This is a genomic window from Bradyrhizobium yuanmingense, assembly GCF_029167105.1.
In the GTDB taxonomy this organism is placed as follows: Bacteria; Pseudomonadota; Alphaproteobacteria; order Rhizobiales; family Xanthobacteraceae; genus Bradyrhizobium; species Bradyrhizobium yuanmingense_A.
The window spans coordinates 1-20,522 of record NZ_JARFML010000008.1 but is presented as its reverse complement, the minus strand read 5'-3'; the positions used below and the strand labels follow the sequence as shown (position 1 = coordinate 20,522).

The window sequence follows — 20,522 nt, the reverse complement described above, 5'->3', positions numbered from 1 at the left end:
ACGGACGAAGCCTTTGGTCGGTGATGCAACATCAACTCCCACAGATCGATGTTGTTCAATAGTGAACGCAAGACAGCGCCGGTGCGCGAATTGAGTAAGCCGCTCAAATGGCTCAAGCTTCGCCCGAAAATAAATCCGGCGGAGTCTATCAAATGATGTGACGGGCCACTGCAGAAGGCATAAGTTAATCCATCAACGCAAGGCCCGTGGCAGAGATCGGTGATGAGAACGCCCATTGCGCTCCCGCCCTTCTCTAACGAGGGAGAACGCCATGCAAAAGCGGCGTCGTTTCAAACAGACCACCACCTTGAGCGAGAGACTCGCGGACGAAGCCGAGCGCTGCCGCGAGGAAGCGCGCAAGCTGACCCCTGGCCCCCGCCGCGACATGCTGCTGCGCCAGGCGCGCCGCGACGAAACCGCCATGCAGATCGACGCCTGGCTGCGCTCGCCAGGCCTGAGGGCGCCGACATGATGCAATATCGCGCTTATCTCGTCGGCGAGAACGGGGTCTTCCGCTCCGCCGAAGCGTTCGAAGCCCCGTCCGATTCCAGCGCGCTGGATTTTGCCAAGCGGTTCACGCGGCTCGGCAAGGTCGAGGTCTGGCAGCTCGGCCGAAAGATCGCCGTGCTGGACCCCGAGCAGCTCTGCCCGCCCCTGCCCGAGCCGTCCCGCCCGACGCTGACGCGTCAATGACCGCGTGACTGCAGCTGGCGGCTCCCCTTACTCCTCCGCAAGCTTGCGCTCGATGTAGGCGTCCACCGTCTCGGCGAACGAGCGCTGCACGCCGACCGCGGCATCGTGCTGGTCGAGCGCGTCGCGCTGCAGCACGCGCAGGCCACGCCCGCGCATGCTCAACGGTGCGGTGTTCAGGTACTGGTCGATGGCGCCCTTGGCAAGCGGGATGGCCTTGGGATCGCCCCTGGCGATCAGGAGCCTGAGCAGGCTCTGGCATTCGGCCAAACCGGGCATGGCGTCACTCACCTCGCTTGCGATTTCGGCTTCGGCCGCTGCGCCGGCTGGGTGTGGGTGCCAAACAGCGCCAGCAGCAGCGCGACTTCTTCCTTCGAACCGATCTGGATCATGATTGTCTCTCCGTTTCGCTTCGTTGGTCGGCCCCGGCGGGCGCCGAGTTCAGGACGATCTGGTTTCAGCACTGTTTCAGGTGTGTTTCGTCTGTGGGCTGCACCGCAGCCTCCAGGCTTGTGTGCACAATTGAACGCTGTGCCGCTTTGGCCGGTCACGACCCGCTTCTTCCTTCCTTAACTCCGCGGCCTGTAGGCTCGCGGCGGCAAGGATGGGGGAGGCGATGGCGGTGACATGCGCGGGATGCAGGGACGGTGCGGAGCTGCCGTTCGCGTTCAAGATGGCCTTCCAGCCGATCGTCGACGTCACGGCGTACCGCGTCTGGGGTTACGAGGCCCTGGTCCGCGGCCCCAACGGCGAAAGCGCGCACAGCGTGCTGAGCCAGCTCACCGATGATCAGCTTTACCGGTTCGACCAGGCCGCGCGCGTCATGGCGATCGAGACGGCCGGCAGGCTGTTCAGGGATCCCAAGGCGCGCCTCTCCATCAACTTCATGCCGAACGCCGTGTACGAACCGCGCGCCTGCATCCAGCAATCGCTCGCCGCGGCGCGGCGCGTGAACTTTCCGGCCGAGAACCTGATGTTCGAGTTCACCGAAAACGAGCGGATGAGCGATCCGGCGCATGTCGAGAACATCGTGCGGGCCTACAAGGCGCTGGGGTTCTGGACGGCGCTCGACGATTTCGGCGCCGGCTATGCCGGCCTCAGCCTGCTGGCGCGGCTGCAGCCGAACCTGATCAAGATCGACATGGAGCTGCTGCGCGGCATCGACGCCAGCCATCCGAAGCAGGTTATCGTGTCCGCGCTGGCCGCGATCGCCCGCGAGCTGGACATCACCCTGCTCGCCGAAGGCGTCGAGACCGAGGCCGAGCTCGACTCCCTGCGCACCGCCGGCATCCGCCTGTTCCAGGGCTATTATTTCGCCAAGCCCGGCTTCATGTCGCTGCCGGAGGTCGCGGGATTTCAGCCGCTCGAGGTCGCGCTCGCCGGTTGAGGAACGCGGCGAGCATCCGTTCACCGTTGCGACAGCATCGCGAACAAAACCGCCATCTCCTTGGTTGATGGCTGGCGGCCTTCGGCTCGCCTTTGAGGCTCCATTCCTTGCCGGGATGTTCTACAATCCGCCGGCTCTAAACGATGGGAGGATCGAATGCGGCTCGCTTTGCTTATCGGAGTCCTGCTGGCGGGGTTGTCTTCAGCAGCAAACGCCCGCGACTATCCCTGGTGCGTCTTAGGTGGTCATGCTGGCCCTCCCGGCGAGTGCATGTACGAGACGAGAGAGCAGTGCCTGGCTGCGGCATCCGGACGGTGGACCAGCTATTGCGATATCAATCCGCGCGTGAAATTCCAGCAGCAGGCGCCGCAGCCGGCCCGTCCGGCGACGAGACCAAGGTCCGATCGGTGAAGTAAGTCCAACGGACCTTTGTACCTTGGCAGTCAACGCGATCGGAGTGCCAAAGCGCCTTTGCCAGGGAACGTATCGGATTTGCCTAAGTTGACGGGCAAGGAGTTCCTGCCCATGAGTCACACGGTCTTGCTTGTAGATGATGATCCCAACGTGCGCGACGTACTCGCAAGCATGTTGGAGGACCTCGGCTGCAAGGTCGTTTGCGCCCAGAGCGGCGGCGAAGCACTCGACGCCTTACGGGACAATGAAAGCATTTCCATCCTGATGACGGACATCAACATGCCGGGCATGGATGGTCATGAATTGGCCGAACGCGCTCGACGCCTGCGTCCGGCCGTGAAGGTGCTGCAGGTATCCGGCCGGGAGCCGCGACGAGGCGGCCTTCCATTGCTCCGCAAGCCCTTCACCGAAGATGACCTGGCGCGCGTGATGCAGCAAACGACCGGTCTTTGCTAGGGCGGCGCGTGATGATTATACGCCCCAGCGCGCGCTACTTGCCGCGCTTGGTCGGGGCGGAACCCAGCGCGATGCCGTGCTGCCAGGCGCGCACCCGCACCGCCGCTTCGGTCCGATTCAGCTCTGCGGCAATCTCGTCGGGCCGGCCTCCGGCTTCGGCCAGCGCTTTCAGCCGCTCATGCTCGTCCGCCGTCCACCTCTTCAGCAAGGGATAGCGTGATTGCATGGCCGGAACTGGCTCACCCGTCATTCAAGTGCGACTATAATCGGCCGGGAGAAACGAAGTTCCTATCCCAAGCCGCGTGTGGCGGACCGGCCATAGCACGGGCTATGCGACATGGAGTTAGCAAAAGATAAGCCCGCGACGGATCGCTCCGCGCGGGCTTTGTTTCGAGCGCAGGCTCGGGTGAGACCTTCGCTCAGTGCATCAGTTCGAGGTGCAGACCTTGACGGTCTTCATGCCGGCCTCGGCTTCAGATCTGGTCTTGTACACGGTGTCGCCGCTGACGACCGTCGTTTCCGTGGTCGTCGGCTTCGACTCGGTGATGGTGCACTTCTTGGTCTTGACGTCCTGCACCACGTAGAACGATTGCGCAAACGCGGGAGCCGCAACCGACGTCAGCACGGCGGCGGCAATGATCGCTTTGATGTTCATCGTGTCCTCCTCCAGCAGCCCGGGCATCCAGGCTCGTTTTCTACAAACCCGATATATTGCCACTTGTTCCCGGTCACCCCTCGAACCAATTCCGGCGGATCGCGTTGATGCGCAAACAGGAGGCTTCGATGCTGGACGTGCGGCTGGTGACAACTTCCCTGGCGCTGCTGGTTGCACTGATGAGCGTGGCGCTGGCTGAGCCCGTCAAGGATCAGGCTGCACCCGTGGTTCAAAGCGCCGCTGAAGCCCGCCCCATCCGCGTGATCCTTCCGGCGCCGTGGGAGCCCACCAAGGGCCAGGCCGAGTCCGTGCAATCTTCGAAGTAGCGGAGAGAAGACGGGCGACGGCCGCACCTGCTCGACTTCGTCGCGACCAAATCACCGCGACCAAAGAGCCGCAGCGAACTCCTCAAACGATAGCAACCATTTCGAATCTCACCTGTTGTCGCCGGCACAATCACTTGCAGGAGACAACAACATGAAACGTCTGACAGTTCTGGCCGCAACCTTGGTGCTGCTCGGTTCGGTGCCCGCGGGCGCCCAGTCGCAGCCGGCGCAAAGCGGGCCGGGCAACAACGCGGTCAACAGCTCCGACCAGAACAACTCCAACGCGCCGGTCGCGGGCCGCAACAGCTTCACCGAAGGACAGGCGAAATCGCGGATCGAGGGCGCGGGCTATTCCAACGTCTCCGGCCTGCAGAAGGACGACAACGGCGTCTGGCGCGGCAAGGCCGACAAGGCCGGCACCAAGACCGACGTCAGCGTCGACTTCCAGGGCAACGTCAACCCCGCCAAGTAACTCGCGCAAGAAATTCGCGAAATCAGGAGATCCAGACATGACGACGACCATCTCTCGCCTGTACGACAATTACGCCGATGCCGAGCGGGCCGTGACCCGACTCGAAAGCGCCGGCGTGCCGCATTCCGACATCAGCCTCGTCGCCAATAATTCGGACAATTGGTACGGCTCACGCTCCGGCAAGGTCGATCGTGACCGCGACGGCGTGGACGATCGCGCCGAAGGCGCCGGCACGGGTGCCGGCATCGGCGCGGGGCTCGGCGGCGCTGCCGGCCTGCTCGCAGGTCTTGGCCTGCTCGCCATCCCTGGCCTCGGCCCGGTGGTCGCGGCCGGATGGCTCGCCTCGACCGCGGCTGGCGCCGCTGCTGGCGCGGCCACGGGCGGAATCGTCGGCGCCCTGACGCAGGCCGGCGTCTCCAAGGAAGACGCATCGCGTTATGCCGAGGGCGTCCGCCGCGGCGGCACGCTGGTGTCCGCGAGGGTGCCAGACCAGGACCGCGCGCGCCTTGATGCGCTTCTGCACGAACGATCGGTCAACCTTCAGGAGCGCAGCGCCGCCTGGCAGAAGTCCGGCTGGAACGACTTCGACGCGGCGAGCCCGCCCTTGTCGCCGGAGGATATCGTCCGCGAGCGCGAGCTCTATGGAGTGCGGCGATAGGCAGCAGAGCCCCGACACGACAAAGGCCCCGCGATGCGGGGCCTTTTTATGTCGACGACCAGCCATCACGCCGGCACGGTCGATGGTGCTATCTTGCCAGTGTTTTGCCCGACGGGTCAAACTTTATCTCAAATGCCGCAAAGCGAATTGGGCGAAGTGAAATCTCTTCGCCTCATGCTGGGACATGTCGAATGGACGGGGCAAGCCGGAGAGACCTTCGATGTATTACGTCGCCGCTGCATTGCTGGTGCTGTCGGGACTGTTCTATTCCGCGAGCCGTCATGAGCTCGGCCAATTCGGCGCGGACGTGTGCAGATATGGCGGCACGTTCTGCGACAACCCGGTGGTTCTCTTCACCGGCGCGGCGCTGGCCGCCGCCTGGGGTATGTTCGTCAGCATCAGGTAGGCCGATGATGGCAATATAGCCCTGTTTTGCCCGACGGAGCAAACGCACTTAGCATTTTCGGAATCAGCCGCCCGCTTCCGTAGCGGGAACTTATGGCATTCGATTCGCATTTGCTAAAGACGACGTCCGCCCCCGTTCGAGCCAGTTCATGAGCGACAGCGCCCTCACCCCGACGAAATCCGCGCCGACGCTGTTGCAAAGGCTCGGGCCCGGCCTCGTCACCGGAGCTGCCGACGACGACCCGTCGGGGATCGCCACCTATTCGCAGGCCGGCGCGCAATTCGGCTTCGGTCTGTTGTGGACCGTGTTTCTGACCACGCCGTTCATGATCGCGATCCAGCTCGTCAGCGCGCAGATCGGCCGCGTCACCGGCAAGGGGCTCGCCGCCAACGTCATGCAGGTCGCCCCGCGCTGGGCGGTGCTGGCGCTGGTCTCCATGCTGGTCGCCGCGAACACCTTCAACATCGCCGCCGACATCGCCGCGATGGCCGAGGCGCTCTCGCTCGTCATCGGCGGCCTCAAGCACGAGCACGCGCTGATCTTCGCGGCCGGCTCGACCCTGCTGCAGGTGTTCGTGCCCTATCGCCGCTATTCGCCGGTGCTGAAATTCCTCACGCTGGCGCTGTTCGCCTATGTCGCGACCGCCTTCACGGTGCAGATCCCCTGGAGCACGGCGCTGCTCGCCGCGGTGTGGCCGAAGGCGAACGTCAGCGCCGACTATCTCCTGATGGTCGTGGCCGTGCTCGGCACCACCATCAGCCCCTATCTGTTCTTCTGGCAGGCCTCGCAGGAGGTCGAGGAGATGAACCAGGGCGAGCGCGACAAGCCGCTTCGCCAGCTCAAGCGCGGCGGCGACCACGAGCTCGACCGCATCAAGACGGACACCATCTCCGGCATGCTGCTCTCGAACGGCATCGCCTTCTTCATCATCCTGACCACCGCATCGGTCCTGCACGCCAACGGCATCACCAATATCGGCTCGGCGACTGAAGCGGCCGAAGCGCTGCGGCCGCTCGCCGGCGATTTCACCTTCGCCCTGTTTGCGACCGGCATCATCGGCACGGGCCTGCTCGCGATTCCCGTGCTGGCGGGCTCGGCGGCCTATGGCGTTGCCGAGATCTTCGGCTGGCGCGCCACGCTGGAGGCCAAGCCGGACGAAGCGGCCGGCTTCTACACCATCATCGCCGCGGCAACCCTGATCGGCTTCGGCCTCGGCTTCACCGGCATCGACTCGATCAACATGCTGGTGTGGAGCGCGGTGCTCAACGGCATCGTCGCCGTCCCCATCATGGCGATGATGATGCTGATCGTCTCGAACCGCACCATCATGGGCCGCTTCAGGGCCCGCTCCTGGCTGATCGCGCTGGGCTGGCTCGGCACCGCAATCATGGCCCTCGCCGTCCTCGCCCTGCTTGGCTCGTCCGTGATCGACTGACGCAAGGCCTGCTTCCAACGCGCTGCCGCGCCGCATCGCTGCATCTTCCCGCCGCCCCGCGCTTGGCTTAACAATGCGGTCCGGGCCCGGCTCAAGATCGGGCGACAAGAAAAGCCCGGCCGGGCGACAGGGAGCGACATGACCAAATCATCAAAAGCAACAAGCCTCGAGATCCTCGCCTGCGATGCCGGCTGGAGAAACTATCATTTCGTCAAGCTGACGACAGAGGACGGCATCGTCGGCTGGAGCGAATTCGACGAAGGCTTTGGCTCGCCCGGCGTCGGCGCCGCGATCCAGCGGCTCTCGGCGCGCGTCATCGGCAAGAACGTCTTCCAGCACGAGCGCATCTTTGCCGAATTGTTCGCCGCGACGCGTCCTGCGGCCGGCGGCGTGGTGGCGCAGGCGCTCGGGGCGATCGAGAATGCGCTGCTCGATGCCAAGGCGAAATCGCTCGGCGTCCCCTGCTATGAGTTGCTCGGCGGCAAGATCCGCGACCGTGTCAGGGTGTACTGGTCGCATTGCGCCACGTGGCGCATCAACCACCCGTCCTGGTACAAGCCGGCGATCGAAAGTCTCGACGGCGTCAAGGCGATGGGGCGCGAGGTGCGCGAGAAGAAATTCACCGCGCTCAAGACCAACATCTTCTCCTATGACGAGGGCAAGCCGACCGGCTGGCGCCCCGGCTTCGGCTCGCCCTTCGCGCCCGAGATCAATGTCGACCGCAAGATCCTGCGCGACCTGCACATGCATCTGGAAGCGATCCGCGACGGCGCCGGCCCCGACGTCGACATCCTGCTCGACTGCAACTTCAACGCCAAGACCGAAGGCTACTTGAAGATCCTGCGTACCATCGCCGACCTCGACATGTTCTGGGTCGAGATCGACAGCTTCAATCCGGAAGCGCTCGGCTATATCCGCAAGCAAAGCCCGCACCCGATCTCGTCCTGCGAGACGCTGCTCTCCTTGCGCGAATTCCTGCCCTATTTCCACGCGCAGGCCATGGATGTCGCGATCATCGACACGCCCTGGAACGGCGTCTGGCAGTCGATGAAGATCGCAGCGGCGGCCGAAGCCTTCGAGGTCAACGTCGCCCCGCACAATTTCTACGGCCACCTCTGCTCGATGATGAACGCGCATTTCTGCGCCGCGGTGCCGAACCTGCGCATCATGGAGATCGACATCGATCGGCTGTCCTGGGACCGCGAGTTGTTCACCCACGAGCCCGAGATCGAGAACGGCCATCTCATCATCCCGAACCGGCCCGGCTGGGGCACCGAGCCGAACGAGGAAGCCTTGCGGGCCCATCCGCCGAAGACGAGTGCCGGGCTCCTCAACTACGGCCGCAAGAGCTGAGAAGCTGGAGCATGATCCAGACCCGGAGGGCCGCGTTAGCGCAAAGTGCGTTGCGGTTATCCGAAAAGATCATGCTCAAACAAGAACCTCAAGCGGAATGGCTTCAGGTCGAGCCGATTGCCGCGGGCTCTCACCTCTCCCGCTTGCGGGAGAGGTCGGCGCGTCCGGGGGATGCGAAGCATCGTCCCGCGCGCCGGGTGAGGGCTTTCTCCACTTGGGGATTGTGCCATTGCGGAAACACCCTCACCCCTCTCCCGCAGGCGGGAGAGGGAGCGCACCTCCCTAATCGCATCACGCTTTAGGGCGTCACGGGATTGACGGTTGGAGACGTCTTCGGCCGCTGCGGCTCGATCGGCGATTTCGGATCGGTCGGGAGCACCAGGGCGCCAGCGGCCCGTGCCGCCTCGCCTGTGGTCGCGTACATCGCGACGTGGGCCGGCTGTGTCTTGGCCCGGCTCCACGGGCCGTGGTCGACGATCAGCATGGCCGCAATCGTCACGCCCGCCACGATCAACGCCATCACGCCGGGGTGACGCAGGGCTCTGGACATGGAGTACGCGAAGCGACCATATGTCATCGAAGGGTCCGCAATTTTCCTATCGCAGGTTAATTCGGTCGAGCACCCTCCGGTTCCCCTACTGTTGCGGCTTATAGCGTTGGGCGATGCCGCGCCGGTCGTGGTCTCGCGCGAGGCGACGGGGTTGCTGGGTGGAGTTCCCGGCTCGGGCACTCCGGGCGCAAGCTCTATTCCTCGAACACGACGCGCAAAACCGTCACGATGGTCGCCGAGATGAGAAACGAGATCGCAAGCAGGGTCCAACTCGGCCTCGTGCTCGTGCGGGCCACACGGACAACGAGCATCTTCATGCACGTCAACATTCATCCCTGGGAAGGCGGTGCAGGTAGGCTATCCCGAAAGAGGCGAGCTCTTCGGTATCGCTTGGGTGCTCTTCCCACCTCCTCTGCAGATGGCGTTCCAGCAGACAGCGCCTTGTGTCGTGCGCGGCGACCTCGGGGTGCCGCGCCCGGTACACCGTCCATGCGGTGTCCGCGGCGTTCTTCAAGACAATGTCGTCGTCCATGCCTGCACTCCCGAAAAGCCGAACCTCTTCGCGTGCCAACTCAGGGCCACGTTCCAAGGTTTCCGCTTTTTCCCGATCTTCGACTATTTAATGATTCCAGGCGATTTGATCAGATTGCATTGGGTCGGCGCGCGTCACGTGCCGTGCAAGATTCAAATGCGATTGTCCTGCCGCGGCCGCGGCCGCAGCAACCATTGCTTATTTTTCCCGTTGTTGCTGGGGCAATGTGATGTAGGAGGTATGTCGATGAAGAAGATTGCAATGTCCGCCCTGATGGCCGGCGCTCTGGGCCTGAGCTCGATCGCAGCAACGTCTCCCGCCGAAGCGCATTGGCGAGGTTGGGGACCTGGCATCGCCGGCGGCCTGGTCGCAGGCGCCGTCATCGGTGGCCTTGCCTCCTCCGCCTACGGCTGGGGACCCGGCTATGGTTACTATGGCCGTCCCGGCTACTACGGTGTCGGGTATTACGGCGGCCCCTACGCCTACGACTACGGATACGACGAGCCCTATCGATGGGGCGGTGGCTACACCACCACTTACTACACGGCGCCCGTTTCCTACGGCTATCGCTACCGCCGCGTCGTGCGCCCCGCCTACGCCTATTACGGGGGGTCCTATCCGGTCGTTCGGCACCACTGGCATCGGCACCACCGCCATTGGTGAGAGCAGCCGATCAGGCACCACGAAGGCCGCGCTCGATGGACGCGGCCTTTCCTCTTGAAGCCGGGCTATCGCATCTGAGTTTTCCCTGCCGCCATCCTTCGAGACGCCCGCTTTGGGCGGGCTCCTCAGGATGAGGACGGAGTGCGCGGCCACAATTTCAACGGGCACTCGCGCCGATGAGCCTGATCCTGAGGAGGCGCGTAAGCGCCGTCTCGAAGGACGAGGCGTGCGCACAGGCCGCCGTCTCAGACGCGCCGCGTCACTCGCCCGGTGCGATCGCATTGCTCGGCGTCGGCCGGTCGGTGATCTGCTGACCGAACAAGCTGCCGATCAGCTCGACCGCCGTGCGCGCAGTCCGGCCGCGTTCGTCCAGGAACGGATTGAGCTCGACGATGTCGACCGATCCGACCACGCCGGAATCGTGCAGCAGCTCCATGATGAGGTGCGCCTCCCGGTATGTGGCACCCCCCGGCACGGTGGTGCCGACCCCCGGCGCTACGCAGGGATCGAGGAAATCGACGTCGAAGCTGACGTGCAGCACGCCATTGCTCGCCTTGACCCGTTCGATGACGCGGCGGATCAGGACGGCGACGCCGAACTCGTCGATCTGGCGCATGTCGACGATCCTGATCCGGCGCGCGCGCATCAGCTCCTTCTCGAGCTTGTCGATCGAGCGCGCGCCGAACAGATCGAGCTTGTCCGGACCGATCGAAGCGCGTGGATCCTCGCCGAGCAGACCGTCGAGCCCGGGCTCGCCGCACAGGAACGCGGCTGACATGCCGTGCATATTCGCGGTGATCGTCGTCTCCGGCGTGTTGTAGTCGGCATGGGCGTCGAGCCAGAGCACGAACAGGTCGCGGCCGCGCTCCTGCCAATGACGCGCCATCGCATTGACCGACCCCATCGACAGCGTGTGATCGCCGCCGAGAAAGATCGGCAGCGCACCAGTCGTCGCGATCTCATAGCCTTTGCGGCTCAGAATGCGGGTCCAGCGCTGGATTTCGCGGTAGTGATTGGCGTTTTCGGGCGGCCTGTCGGTGAGGTCCCGGACTTCGGCGACCGACAGATCGCCATAATCGACGACCTCGAGATCCAGGCTTTCCAGCAATGTCGCAAGGCCCGCGGTGCGCAGCGCCGCAGGCCCCATCAAGGTGCCGCGCTGCGAAGCGCCCATGTCGATGGGAGCACCGAGCAAGGCGATGCGCCGGGCTCGATCCGTCATGGTCCGATCGGTCACGGCCGTCTCCTGACATCAGCAAAGGCCACCCCAGCCTAACAGAGATTCGCACCCGTCGTTTCACGGGGAGCCGGGACCATCGGCTTATCATCAGGAACAAAATTCACTGCGCTGAATTGCCCATCCAAGGCCGGCACCCGCCGTCAATCACGGCGCCTGTCGCGGATAGCCAAAGGTCACCAAGACCCGCTGTTCAAAACGAGCGCTCGCGCGGATAGCCAAAGGTGCCGGCTTCGATCATCACGCCAGGAGGTCGCGTCCTTGAGCACGGAGATACCGCAATCCTCGTCCCAGCCCGGCATGGCCGAGCGTGCCATCGACACGGCCGCGGACGTCTCCCGCACCATCGGTGAAGTCGCCGGAGGCCTGCACGCGGCGGTCGATCGCCTCACCTCCGCAGTCGAGGAATCGCGCAAGCCCGGCGGGGCACTCGCGACGGTTTCCGCGATCACGCGCGAAGCACCGCTTGCCAGCCTGTTCGTCGCCTTCCTGTTTGGCGTCGCGGTGGCGCGCCGGCGGTAAAGGGTGGTTGCCCGATGTGGTCGCGGCGCTGCCGGCCGTGCCGCTGTTGACGAAGCTCAGCCCTCCATCGTTGGTAGTGACAGCGTTGGGCCACGTTTCTCATCAGCTAAAGGCCAGTGCCAGAGAGCTTAGCGCTGGCATTGCCTATGCGGTCGAGAAGGGCTGGCTGATGCTTCACGAAAGCGGGGCTTATGCGAAGCTCCCCCGGCGAAGATCTCTGCGCGAACGTCCCTGAGCTCTTCTTCATTGGCTCAGATCAAACCCACGATGATCAATACTCCGACCTCAATCAGGAGGAGCGTACCCGTTGCTGCGGAGATGAGAAACAAATCACCTAGTGACAGGTGCATGATTTGCCTCACAATTTTGCCCTAGAAGCGGCCCTTCCATCCCTGGAACAGGGCGGCAGGGCGGGATGACGGGGGCCGCTTCTAGGAGGTCCTTGACGCGTTCATCCGGCGCCAAGCGGTTCTCATTCTAATCCAAATTTAAATCTGGTCCAGCATTTAATTTATTTAAAATAGCCGATCACATTAATATTTAATCGAGCCGCAGGGCGGAGCTGCTTGAGCCGCTGCGCTCCATACTCGGGAGCCGCGCGCGCCGACTATAACCAAAGCCCGGGCGGTCGAAGCATACCAAGCGATTGCTGCGGGCAAGAAGATCGACCAGCCCACCGATCATGAAGTCCAGGATCATGGATCCGGTGCCATGAAGCAGCACGACGCAACTAGGGGTCAATGTGAGCAAACTGCTCTCGAAGTCCTGCTGAGGGGCCTCGTGAGATGCGCCGCCACTTCGCAGCGACCCAATGAGCGACGTCGGAAGTGCTACTCGATCACGACATCGGCCCTCGTCAGCAGGGACGGTGGCAGATTGATGCCGAGCGCTTTGGCGGTCTTGAGGTTTATGACAAATTCATACTTGGTGGGCCGTTCGACCGGCAGATCGCCGGGTTTCGCACCCTTGAAGATCTTGTCGATCAGCATCGCAGACCGGCGAAACTGATCGGGCAAGTCGGTTCCGTAGCTCAAGAGCAAGCCAGCTTCCGCGTATTCTCTCACCGCAGAGATTGCAGGCAGCCGATGTCTGACGGCGATGACGCCAATCAGCCCGCGATGGTTGAACAGCACCCCATCGCTCAGCACGACGAGCACCTGCGCGCGCGCACTCACCATCGTCGCGAACGCTCGTTCAAGTGTACCCGGGCCGCGCGCCTCGGCCGGGACCAGCGTCAGCCCCAACGTTGTGGCAGCGTCGCGCAGCGACGCCAGCCGGTCCTGGTTGGGCGCGAAGTCTGGATTCCACAGAATGCCCACATGCGAGAGGTGGGGCAGAGTGTCCTTCAGAAATTCGAGCCGCTTGCCGTTGATCTCGTCGCCGGGCTCCGAGCTGAACCCGGTGACATTGCCACCCGGGCGCGCCAGACTGGCGACGAGTCCTGCGCTGACCGGCTCTGCACTGTTGGCCATCACGATCGGGATCGTCCGGGTCGCCTTCATGGCCGCAACCGTGGTCGCATTGGTTCCGGAAACGATGACGTCCACGCCGAGACCGGCCACCTCCGTGGCGAGCGCCGCCAGTCGCTCCACGTCCCCGTCGGCAAAACGGTACTCGATGGCGACATTCTCGCCGACACGATAGCCAAGGCTGCGAAGGCCGTCTTCGAAAGACTGCACATTACGAAGGGTTTGCTCCCGCGACGCGCTCGCGAGATAACCTACCCTGTAGACCCATCTTCCCGGTCGCTGCGCACGCGCGCCGAGCGGCCACGTCGCTGCCGCGGCGCCAATCATTCCCATGAACTCGCGTCGTCTCATTGAGCACCGCGGAGGAACGCCGATCTATTCCAATGCCTAGCACTTTGCCACAAGACGGCTAAGCGAAAATGGGCAATTCATATTGCTCCGAAGCCGCGTCTCGTTGTCCGGGAACGGGCCAAGCGGAATGTTGTTTGTCGCGGCTGTGTACTCCCTTTTGTTGCAACATCGTCAGATCCCAAGTGGCGCACTCGGGGCAACACTCGGAAACCAATCCGTCCTGCGCAAGACCCGCTAAGGACCACAAGCCGACGCTTGGCTATGGGTCAAAATGCGAAGAGCTCAACTAGAGCAAATCTTGTCCGCCATGCCTCAATAAGCGGACCTTGTGGAGCGATGCTGCCACTTCGCCGAAGGTCAAAAGCGGAAGCAGGCAAGCGTTACCCGATCCTTCTTCGGCTTCGATTACCGTCCCAATTGCCCGCCACTGAAATGCTTCGAAACGGCGCGGTGCGGGTTCCATTTCGCACCCGCACGCGCTTTCCACATCGCAGATCGATCATCCCCACAATAAATCTTGGCCGCGCGGCGCGAAAGCCAATACGCTGTGTGGTGGCAATGACGCCAGACGCACTCGTGAGTCGCAACAGCGGGTATCAGCATTGCGGACAAGAGTGCGTGCGCGAGATCCGTTGAGAGGCTGCGCGATGACCGATCTTTCCTTGAAAGCCGCGACACCTGCTCCACCTGCCACCGATGCCGAGCCGAGCCTGCACCGGGTCATGGGCCCGTGGCTCCTCCTGCTGTTCATCGTCGGCGACATTCTCGGTACCGGCATCTATGCGCTCACCGGCCAGGTGGCCAACCAGGTGGGAGGCGTCGTCTGGCTGCCGTTCCTCGTCGCCTTCGTCGTGGCGCTGATCACTGCGCTGAGCTATCTCGAACTCGTCACCAAGTATCCGAAGGCCGCAGGCGCCGCGCTCTACACCCACAAGGCGTTCGGCATCCATTTTTTAACGTTCATCGTTGCGTTTGCGGTGATGTGCTCGGGGATTACCTCCGCTTCCACTGCCTCTCGAGCTTTCTCTGCAAACATGTCGAGCGCGCTTGGCCTGGGCTTGTCGGGGTTCGGCATCACCATGACTGGTCTCGTCTTCATGGCGGTAGTTGCCGCGGTCAACTTCCGCGGCGTCGGCGAAAGTGTGAAAGCGAACGTTGTTCTGACTTGCGTCGAGCTAACCGGCCTGCTGATCATCATCTTCATCGGCCTGTGGGCGATCGGCCTTGGCCAGGGTGACGTCTCGCGTGTCATGCAGTTTAAGGTAAGCGATACCGGTCTGGTCTGGCCGGTGATTGCCGCGACCACGCTCGCCTTCTTCGCCATGGTCGGCTTCGAAGATTCCGTCAATATGGCCGAGGAATGCAAGGAACCGACACGGGATTTTCCAAAAGTGCTGCTCGCCGGCCTATTCATCACGGGCGCAATCTACGTGCTGGTCTCGATCTCGGCGATTACGCTGGTTCCGCCGGAGCAGCTCGGCGCAGGAGAGACGCCGCTGTTGAAAGTGGTGCAGGCCGGCGCGCCGAACTTTCCGGTCTGGATCTTCGGCTTCATCACCATGTTTGCGGTCGCCAACTCCGCGCTGATCAACATGCTGATGGCGAGCCGACTCGTCTACGGCATGAGCCGCGAGCATGTGCTGCCGCCGTTGCTTGGCAAGGTGCATGCGCGTCGGCGCACGCCCTATATCGCGATCGGCTTCACCACGCTGCTGGCGTTCGCACTGATCACCTTCGTCGGCGAAGTGCCTGCGCTCGGCGGAACGACCGCGCTGCTGCTGCTCTGCGTGTTTACGGTGGTCAATATCGCGGTGTTGGTGCTGCGCAATGATAGCGTCGCGCACGGCCATTTTCGCACGCCGACGATCCTGCCGGTGCTGGGGGCAATCTCCTGCGCATTCCTCGCCGGGCCATGGACCGGACGGGCGATGGTTCAGTACCACGTCGCGGGGGTCTTGATCGCCATCGGTGTCGTGCTCTGGGCGATCACCACGATGGTCAACCGCGCCCAAGGCGTCAGGCCCGAGGAGCCAGACATGGAGACGATCGGCGGCCGGGGACCTGTGAACTAGCTGCAGCTCGGGTGGTGCGATGCTGTCCGACGCGGCGAGGTCGGCTATAGGGCAAAAGCTGACGGTCGGCTGGCAGCGTGCCAAGGTCGGCTAAGGGCCAGAAGCGATCCTCAGCGAGCATCGCCGGGAAGGTCAGCTACGGGCCAGAAGCGGAAGTCCCAAATTGCTCCATCACGCACCCGGCCGATATCGGTCATCGGGGCAATCTCCTGAAATCGTCATAACTGAGATGTCTGACCTCTCGAGCATCTGGCGGCGGTTGATGGGTCGGATTGGGAAACAAATACTCAGCAACTTTGCTCGACCTCAGCCAAGGCAATCGATCTTCGATACCATGGGTGATCGGATCGTCGGTGATCTCGATAGTAGCGCCTTTGAGGATCACACCTCGACCAAAGCTCGCAGCGAGATCGTGTGGATCGACGAGCGTGACACTGATCGTTCAGATCACCGAACCGGATCAATGCGGGCATGGCTTCAGGCAACAGGGCGGACTTCGGTTTGAGACGGTTCAGCTGCGTACTTTTCATTTAAGGGCGCGTTGGAGACATAATTGCCGCGAAATTTCTCCTGCGGGAACGGCGCCAACGAACCATTGTAGGCGTCACGTCCTCTGCGAGAAAGAACTGACGGTCTTTCGAAGCTGCGGCGTTTCCTTGTAGAGAAGTATCCCGAGCTGCCGCGCCTGGCGACGCACCGAACCAACTCGCCGATCCAGCAGCCTAGCTACCCGCGCGGCGGTTGCCTTGCTTCTAGCGAGCTGAACCAGTCGTGCCAGCTCTTCCGCTGTCCAGTCGGAAATTTTGGCACTTCCGCTGCTAGCCATGACGACGCAGCCTAATGATGTTAAGCAAAGCTTGACGCGCATTAAGCACGTTGTCGCTCGGTGGTCGTAACGGCCCCCGACCTTCAACGTTCTGGTGGGTACTGATTGGTTCTTCGCTCCGAGAAGCACAGGAACGAAGCCGGAGACTTGGGCCCCGAGCCAGTCAGCAGCCAGGGAGAGGAGCCCGGTCTCCAGTTTCGTCGAATGACGAAAGACTGGTTCCCCGCGAGCGCTTGGTCGTCGCATTCATGTCCACATATCGGCAAATCTCCGTCATCTACCCGGGTTAGCGTGGACCACGAAGCGCGGTTGCCGTGCTTCGCAAGCGAAACTCTTTATGACCGCTTTGCACAATGAATCGGAGTTGCCATGCGCCGTTTGCCCAACGACACGATCACGCTGTCCGTCCCGGATATCAGTTTCGAAACCCTGTTCGGCGATCCTGATTTCCCCGCCAACGCGCATGGCGGCAACGATATCATGACAGTCAGCGTCGAGAGCATGACGTCCCTCAATCTGGTGGGCGATACTGCGACCTTGCTGGATCATTCCCGAGGCGGCAACGACACACTCAGGGTGAACATCGCGGGCTCGCTCAACACCGTCATTGTCGACGGTGATGCGCAATCCATGTCTGGCCATGCCAAAGGCGGTAACGACACGGTCATCGGCGACAGCACGAACTCGATTCGCAACGGCTTCTCGCTCTACGGCGATGCGGAGGGCGCCATGTCCGACCACGCGCAGGGCGGCAATGATACCGTCATTGGCGTGTTCGGCGGCAGGTCATTGAACACGCTGGTCGGCGATGGCGGCAGCATGTCCGGGGACGCTCATGGCGGCAACGACACGATGGCCGCTCATCAGACCAGCCTGACCGGTTCGGCAGTTCTGTACGGCGACGCTCTCGGCCTAGCCGACCATGCGCAGGGCGGCAATGACGACCTCACCTTCACGATCGGGAAGGAAGCGCAGACCGGAGGCGGAAACCTGTACGGCGATGCGCATGAGCTTTCAGGAGATGCACGTGGCGGGAACGATACCCTGACCGTCGTCGATCTCCACGGCAACCTTCACTTCTATTCCTTCCTGATGGTCGGCGATGCCTTTTCCATGTTCGGCAACGCGCATGGCGGCAACGACGTCCTCACGGGCGGATCGCACGCCGACATTCTGGTTGGTGACGCCCGGCACTACTATCCAGCCGCGCCGGGTTCGATCACGGGCGGAAGGGACATCCTGAACGGCAAAGGCGGCAATGACGAGATGTGGGGCGGACCGAACAGCGACACCTTTGCGTTCGACAAGGGCTCAGGCCAGGAGCTGATCCATGACTTCAATCAAGGCAATATCATTGTCGGCAGCGCAGCGGTCGAGCACGATCTGATCGACGTGCGGGATTATGGATTTGTGGACTGGACCGCGCTGAAAAGCTTGATCAGCGACAACGGCTCCGGCAACGCTGTGATCCACCTGACCGCCAGCGATACGATAACGCTGCAGGGAGTCCAAACGGCGGACCTGCATGCGACGGACTTCATCGTCTAGCGTCATATTGTGGCTGGCGCGAAGGCCGTGCCCGACGTATTCGAAGCGCCCTAGCCCGCAGGCTGCACAACATCATGCAAGTCTAAGCAGCCCGACGGTCGCCGACGAGTCAACGGAAGACACATCGAGGGTCGCCGCGCTGCTGAGTTGGTCTGCTTTGGGTCAAAAGCGCGCGGTTCGGCCCCCGCACGGCGAGGTCCGGTCTGTCCCCAGCGTCGGACAGAACGACGTGGAGGCAGCCTGACCCGAAGGGCCAACAACGGACAATGCCAAGATCATGGGAGCTTGTCGGCCGTCAATCAATCCAGCCAATGATGCCAAGAAACCAACCACCAAAGAAAGAGCTGACAAGCAGGAGAAGCATGAGGAGATAGTCCGTTTCGAGGGGACCGGGTTCGTGCCAGCCTCGAACATGGTGAAGTCCGAGCAGCCCCAGTGCACAAATTGCTGCACACATAGCGGGCCAAATCGCCGCAAGCCGCTGCTGGCGGTCGAGCCGTCCCTGAAGGTTTCGTGGCAGCGATCCAGCTCGACGGTACGCCACTGCGGCACTCAAAACGACCACCATCAGGCAAGCAGTGAGGAAATACATGGCCACAGTCCTTTGCTCCCTAGTTGGTACTGGCCAGGTCCTAGAGAAGGGCTTGCCGCTTAGATCGAAGTTTATCGATTGCGATATTGGTTTCCTAACTGGGCGCGATGCGCACGAAATCCGCTTCGGGTCAAAGGCTGCTCTCGGTACCCGGCATGACCCTGCCGGGTCAGCTGCATGAAGCGGACATCCCAGAGCTTTCAGCTGAGGTCAGCCGCGGGCCACAAGCGGAAAGCCGACCCGAGCGTTAGGTCCCATTGAGAGCGTCGATAACGAACTTGACTTCCTCGGGACGCCGCGTGTGACCCGCAGCAACGGAAACCTTAAACCACCCGTCAAGGTTCAAATTCGGCGGGAACATTGGAATTGTAAAGTACGGCGTCTCCCAGAAAGAGACCAGCTGATTGGCCTGATCTGAAACCAGCCTAAGCTCCAGAGTGTTAGTCGTATCGTTTGGGTAATGCGACGGCGCGTCTCTATCTGCGAACAGCAGCAGGCGGGGCTCGGCGAGCTCGGGAATATTTAACTTCCGGAGGTCCACCCGCCGGCCGGTCTTTGTAGCTGACACGCACGTTAAGGGCTTGCGCATTCGATCAAGCATGCGGGCGTCGTAGTGATCTTCAGCGCATACGGTACCTGGCGTTCGCTCAAAATAGTACCACTCGTCGCCAAGGCGGCCGTACGCCCGTTCGAACCGGCCGAGTGCGACCAAAGCCTTTGGCACATGGCTATCGGTGCTCCACGTATCGACGAAAACACGAGGCCTATTGTCTCGGGTGATGGTCACTCGTCGCCAAGACGCGACCTCCGACTTGCGTAAAGCGGGAGCCACAACAGTCCCGTCAACAAAGTGATAGAGGTAGCTCAAAGCCGGAAAACCAACGGTCGCAGCCAAAAATAGCGCCGGCACATACAGCCGCCAGCGGAGAGCTAGATAAACCGCGTAGACCGAGCCACCGATTGAGCCATAGAACACGAGCTGAGATATCAGGAGAGATGTCGCAAGGTAAGCGCTATAGATGTTTCTGCTCCCGCGTCGGCGTAGAATGATGTTGCTCTACCTTAACTAGAACGAGTTGCGAAGAAAGAAACTGATTGCATCAATTTTGGCCAAATGGCCGCGCGGCACTACAAAGCCATGTCGGCTTCGGGTCAAAGGCTGCCCTCGGCCCCGATATGAGCTTCGTCAGCTCACCTCTCGGAAGCGGACCTGGCTGCGCACTGGGCAGAGGTCAGCCACGGGCCAGAAGCAGATTTGTAGGATGCCGAAGACTGTCAGTGAAAACCATCAATGTAGGCTCGCGCCAGGGCTATGTCACCATCAGCGACGGCGAGGATAGCGATCATGTTGACTTCGTGAGGCGCTTCGCAGTCCGGATACTTCCGCATGGCCATCATCATCGAGGCGACCGCTTCCTGTATCTGGCCGGCTCTGAGAAGCGCGAGCGCACTCTCCTTGCTCCGCTGAACATATTGCGCTCGTGTCGTTGCCGATGGGACGTGAGCAACGTCCGCCTGCTCGCTTGCCAATAACCGTCCCCGTTGGCTTGCCCAACGATCGATCATAATGAACTTCTCTTAAAGGATGTGTTATCTAATTCACACAACCGCGACGTCCGCTGCACTTCGGCTAAGGACAAGTAGCGGAAGTTACGAGAGGCCGCCCTAGTGAGGCGGCTTCTCCAGATTCAACGGTCATCTACCGGCGCGGCCCCACCGTCCGCATAGGTCAGCTACGGGTCTTGGTCGTGTCAAAACGCCGGTCGCTAGGCAGTCGAGCGGGAAGTCATGATCGCTTGGTGTCAGGCCGCGATCGCAGCCATCAGCGGCTTGATCCCGACGATGTTCATGACCCGTGTCAGATTGTAGGCCAGGACGGAGAGCGCCATTTCGGCCGCCACTTTCGGA

At 62.2% G+C, this 20,522-nt stretch carries 26 protein-coding genes; 15 read left to right on the top strand and 11 right to left on the bottom strand.

All coding sequences use genetic code 11. From position 1 onward, the window contains the following. Positions 1-271 precede the first annotated feature (271 nt). A complete protein-coding gene (locus P0R31_RS12320) occupies positions 272-472 on the top strand; it encodes a hypothetical protein (RefSeq protein WP_275514295.1) in 201 nt (66 codons plus the stop codon). Then, complete coding sequence (locus tag P0R31_RS12315; protein ID WP_275514294.1) at positions 469-693, top strand: hypothetical protein; 225 nt, start codon at positions 469-471, stop codon at positions 691-693. The genes P0R31_RS12320 and P0R31_RS12315 overlap by 4 nt, the downstream gene beginning before the upstream one ends. A 27-nt stretch (positions 694-720) precedes the next feature. On the opposite strand, the gene P0R31_RS12310 is transcribed toward P0R31_RS12315, so the two are convergent. Then, complete coding sequence (locus P0R31_RS12310) at positions 721-969, bottom strand: hypothetical protein (RefSeq protein WP_109142991.1); 249 nt, start codon at positions 967-969, stop codon at positions 721-723. Between the two features lie 337 nt (positions 970-1,306). Here P0R31_RS12310 and P0R31_RS12305 point away from each other — a divergent pair, with 337 nt between their 5' ends. The 3 genes from P0R31_RS12305 (at position 1,307) to P0R31_RS12295 (ending at position 2,947) form a co-directional block, all read left to right on the top strand. Further along, positions 1,307-2,077, top strand: coding sequence for an EAL domain-containing protein (locus P0R31_RS12305; protein ID WP_275514293.1), 771 nt, complete (start codon positions 1,307-1,309; stop codon positions 2,075-2,077). A gap of 156 nt (positions 2,078-2,233) precedes the next feature. Beyond that, positions 2,234-2,488 carry a DUF3551 domain-containing protein gene (locus P0R31_RS12300; protein WP_275514292.1) on the top strand — a complete coding sequence of 85 codons (255 nt, stop codon included), beginning with the start codon at positions 2,234-2,236 and terminating at the stop codon, positions 2,486-2,488. Between the two features lie 114 nt (positions 2,489-2,602). After that, the gene (locus tag P0R31_RS12295; protein ID WP_275514291.1) at positions 2,603-2,947 is read left to right on the top strand and encodes a response regulator; all 345 of its coding nucleotides are present in this window, start codon (positions 2,603-2,605) and stop codon (positions 2,945-2,947) included. 34 nt (positions 2,948-2,981) lie between these two features. Here P0R31_RS12295 and P0R31_RS12290 read toward each other — a convergent pair whose 3' ends face one another. Together P0R31_RS12290 and P0R31_RS12285 are read right to left on the bottom strand one after the other, a co-directional pair. Further along, positions 2,982-3,173 (bottom strand): SANT/Myb-like DNA-binding domain-containing protein, encoded by a 192-nt coding sequence (locus P0R31_RS12290; protein ID WP_275514290.1) that lies wholly within the window; start codon positions 3,171-3,173, stop codon positions 2,982-2,984. 201 nt (positions 3,174-3,374) lie between these two features. After that, entirely contained in the window at positions 3,375-3,602 is a 228-nt protein-coding gene (locus tag P0R31_RS12285) for a hypothetical protein (protein WP_024343260.1), read from the bottom strand. Between the two features lie 128 nt (positions 3,603-3,730). On the opposite strand from P0R31_RS12285, the gene P0R31_RS12280 reads away from it, so the two are divergent. The 6 genes from P0R31_RS12280 to P0R31_RS12255 all read left to right on the top strand — a co-directional run bounded on the left by P0R31_RS12280 (position 3,731) and on the right by P0R31_RS12255 (position 8,252). After that, the gene (locus tag P0R31_RS12280) at positions 3,731-3,928 is read left to right on the top strand and encodes a hypothetical protein (protein WP_275514289.1); all 198 of its coding nucleotides are present in this window, start codon (positions 3,731-3,733) and stop codon (positions 3,926-3,928) included. A gap of 151 nt (positions 3,929-4,079) precedes the next feature. Beyond that, on the top strand, positions 4,080-4,400 hold the full coding sequence (locus tag P0R31_RS12275) for a hypothetical protein (RefSeq protein ID WP_225175191.1): 321 nt from the start codon (positions 4,080-4,082) through the stop codon (positions 4,398-4,400). Between the two features lie 37 nt (positions 4,401-4,437). Continuing rightward, on the top strand, positions 4,438-5,058 hold the full coding sequence (locus tag P0R31_RS12270; RefSeq protein ID WP_275514288.1) for a hypothetical protein: 621 nt from the start codon (positions 4,438-4,440) through the stop codon (positions 5,056-5,058). Between the two features lie 220 nt (positions 5,059-5,278). Beyond that, a complete protein-coding gene (locus tag P0R31_RS12265; protein ID WP_036007759.1) occupies positions 5,279-5,464 on the top strand; it encodes a hypothetical protein in 186 nt (61 codons plus the stop codon). A 148-nt stretch (positions 5,465-5,612) separates the two neighbouring features. Further along, positions 5,613-6,899 (top strand): NRAMP family divalent metal transporter, encoded by a 1,287-nt coding sequence (locus tag P0R31_RS12260; protein WP_275514287.1) that lies wholly within the window; start codon positions 5,613-5,615, stop codon positions 6,897-6,899. 138 nt (positions 6,900-7,037) lie between these two features. Continuing rightward, positions 7,038-8,252: a mandelate racemase/muconate lactonizing enzyme family protein gene (locus P0R31_RS12255; protein WP_275514286.1), complete on the top strand. Its 1,215-nt coding sequence runs from the start codon at positions 7,038-7,040 to the stop codon at positions 8,250-8,252. 298 nt (positions 8,253-8,550) lie between these two features. On the opposite strand, the gene P0R31_RS12250 is transcribed toward P0R31_RS12255, so the two are convergent. The 3 genes from P0R31_RS12250 to P0R31_RS12240 form a co-directional block, all read right to left on the bottom strand. Beyond that, positions 8,551-8,829: a hypothetical protein gene (locus tag P0R31_RS12250; protein ID WP_036028856.1), complete on the bottom strand. Its 279-nt coding sequence runs from the start codon at positions 8,827-8,829 to the stop codon at positions 8,551-8,553. A gap of 167 nt (positions 8,830-8,996) precedes the next feature. After that, complete coding sequence (locus tag P0R31_RS12245; protein ID WP_275514285.1) at positions 8,997-9,119, bottom strand: hypothetical protein; 123 nt, start codon at positions 9,117-9,119, stop codon at positions 8,997-8,999. A 5-nt stretch (positions 9,120-9,124) separates the two neighbouring features. Beyond that, a complete protein-coding gene (locus tag P0R31_RS12240) occupies positions 9,125-9,334 on the bottom strand; it encodes a hypothetical protein (protein WP_275514284.1) in 210 nt (69 codons plus the stop codon). A gap of 246 nt (positions 9,335-9,580) precedes the next feature. Between P0R31_RS12240 and P0R31_RS12235 the strand changes: the two genes are divergently transcribed. Further along, positions 9,581-9,997 carry a hypothetical protein gene (locus tag P0R31_RS12235; protein ID WP_275514283.1) on the top strand — a complete coding sequence of 139 codons (417 nt, stop codon included), beginning with the start codon at positions 9,581-9,583 and terminating at the stop codon, positions 9,995-9,997. A 259-nt stretch (positions 9,998-10,256) separates the two neighbouring features. Here P0R31_RS12235 and rocF read toward each other — a convergent pair whose 3' ends face one another. Then, positions 10,257-11,234, bottom strand: coding sequence for an arginase (gene rocF, locus P0R31_RS12230; protein ID WP_275514282.1), 978 nt, complete (start codon positions 11,232-11,234; stop codon positions 10,257-10,259). 261 nt (positions 11,235-11,495) lie between these two features. Between rocF and P0R31_RS12225 the strand changes: the two genes are divergently transcribed. Then, positions 11,496-11,756, top strand: coding sequence for a hypothetical protein (locus P0R31_RS12225; RefSeq protein WP_036007657.1), 261 nt, complete (start codon positions 11,496-11,498; stop codon positions 11,754-11,756). 830 nt (positions 11,757-12,586) lie between these two features. Here P0R31_RS12225 and P0R31_RS12215 read toward each other — a convergent pair. Next, positions 12,587-13,558: an ABC transporter substrate-binding protein gene (locus tag P0R31_RS12215; protein ID WP_275514281.1), complete on the bottom strand. Its 972-nt coding sequence runs from the start codon at positions 13,556-13,558 to the stop codon at positions 12,587-12,589. A 665-nt stretch (positions 13,559-14,223) separates the two neighbouring features. Between P0R31_RS12215 and P0R31_RS12210 the strand changes: the two genes are divergently transcribed. Both P0R31_RS12210 and P0R31_RS12205 read left to right on the top strand, forming a co-directional pair. After that, a complete protein-coding gene (locus P0R31_RS12210; protein WP_275514280.1) occupies positions 14,224-15,648 on the top strand; it encodes an APC family permease in 1,425 nt (474 codons plus the stop codon). Positions 15,649-16,843: 1,195 nt separating this feature from the next. Next, positions 16,844-18,022 (top strand): hypothetical protein, encoded by a 1,179-nt coding sequence (locus P0R31_RS12205; RefSeq protein WP_275514279.1) that lies wholly within the window; start codon positions 16,844-16,846, stop codon positions 18,020-18,022. Between the two features lie 295 nt (positions 18,023-18,317). Here the strand turns inward: P0R31_RS12205 and P0R31_RS12200 are convergent, their stop codons facing one another. The 3 genes from P0R31_RS12200 to P0R31_RS12190 all read right to left on the bottom strand — a co-directional run bounded on the left by P0R31_RS12200 (position 18,318) and on the right by P0R31_RS12190 (position 20,180). Continuing rightward, complete coding sequence (locus P0R31_RS12200; protein ID WP_275514278.1) at positions 18,318-18,614, bottom strand: hypothetical protein; 297 nt, start codon at positions 18,612-18,614, stop codon at positions 18,318-18,320. A 247-nt stretch (positions 18,615-18,861) separates the two neighbouring features. Continuing rightward, positions 18,862-19,590, bottom strand: a complete 729-nt coding sequence (locus P0R31_RS12195; RefSeq protein ID WP_275514277.1) for a hypothetical protein — start codon at positions 19,588-19,590, stop codon at positions 18,862-18,864. 299 nt (positions 19,591-19,889) lie between these two features. Further along, the gene (locus P0R31_RS12190) at positions 19,890-20,180 is read right to left on the bottom strand and encodes a hypothetical protein (protein WP_275514276.1); all 291 of its coding nucleotides are present in this window, start codon (positions 20,178-20,180) and stop codon (positions 19,890-19,892) included. Positions 20,181-20,522 lie beyond the last annotated feature (342 nt).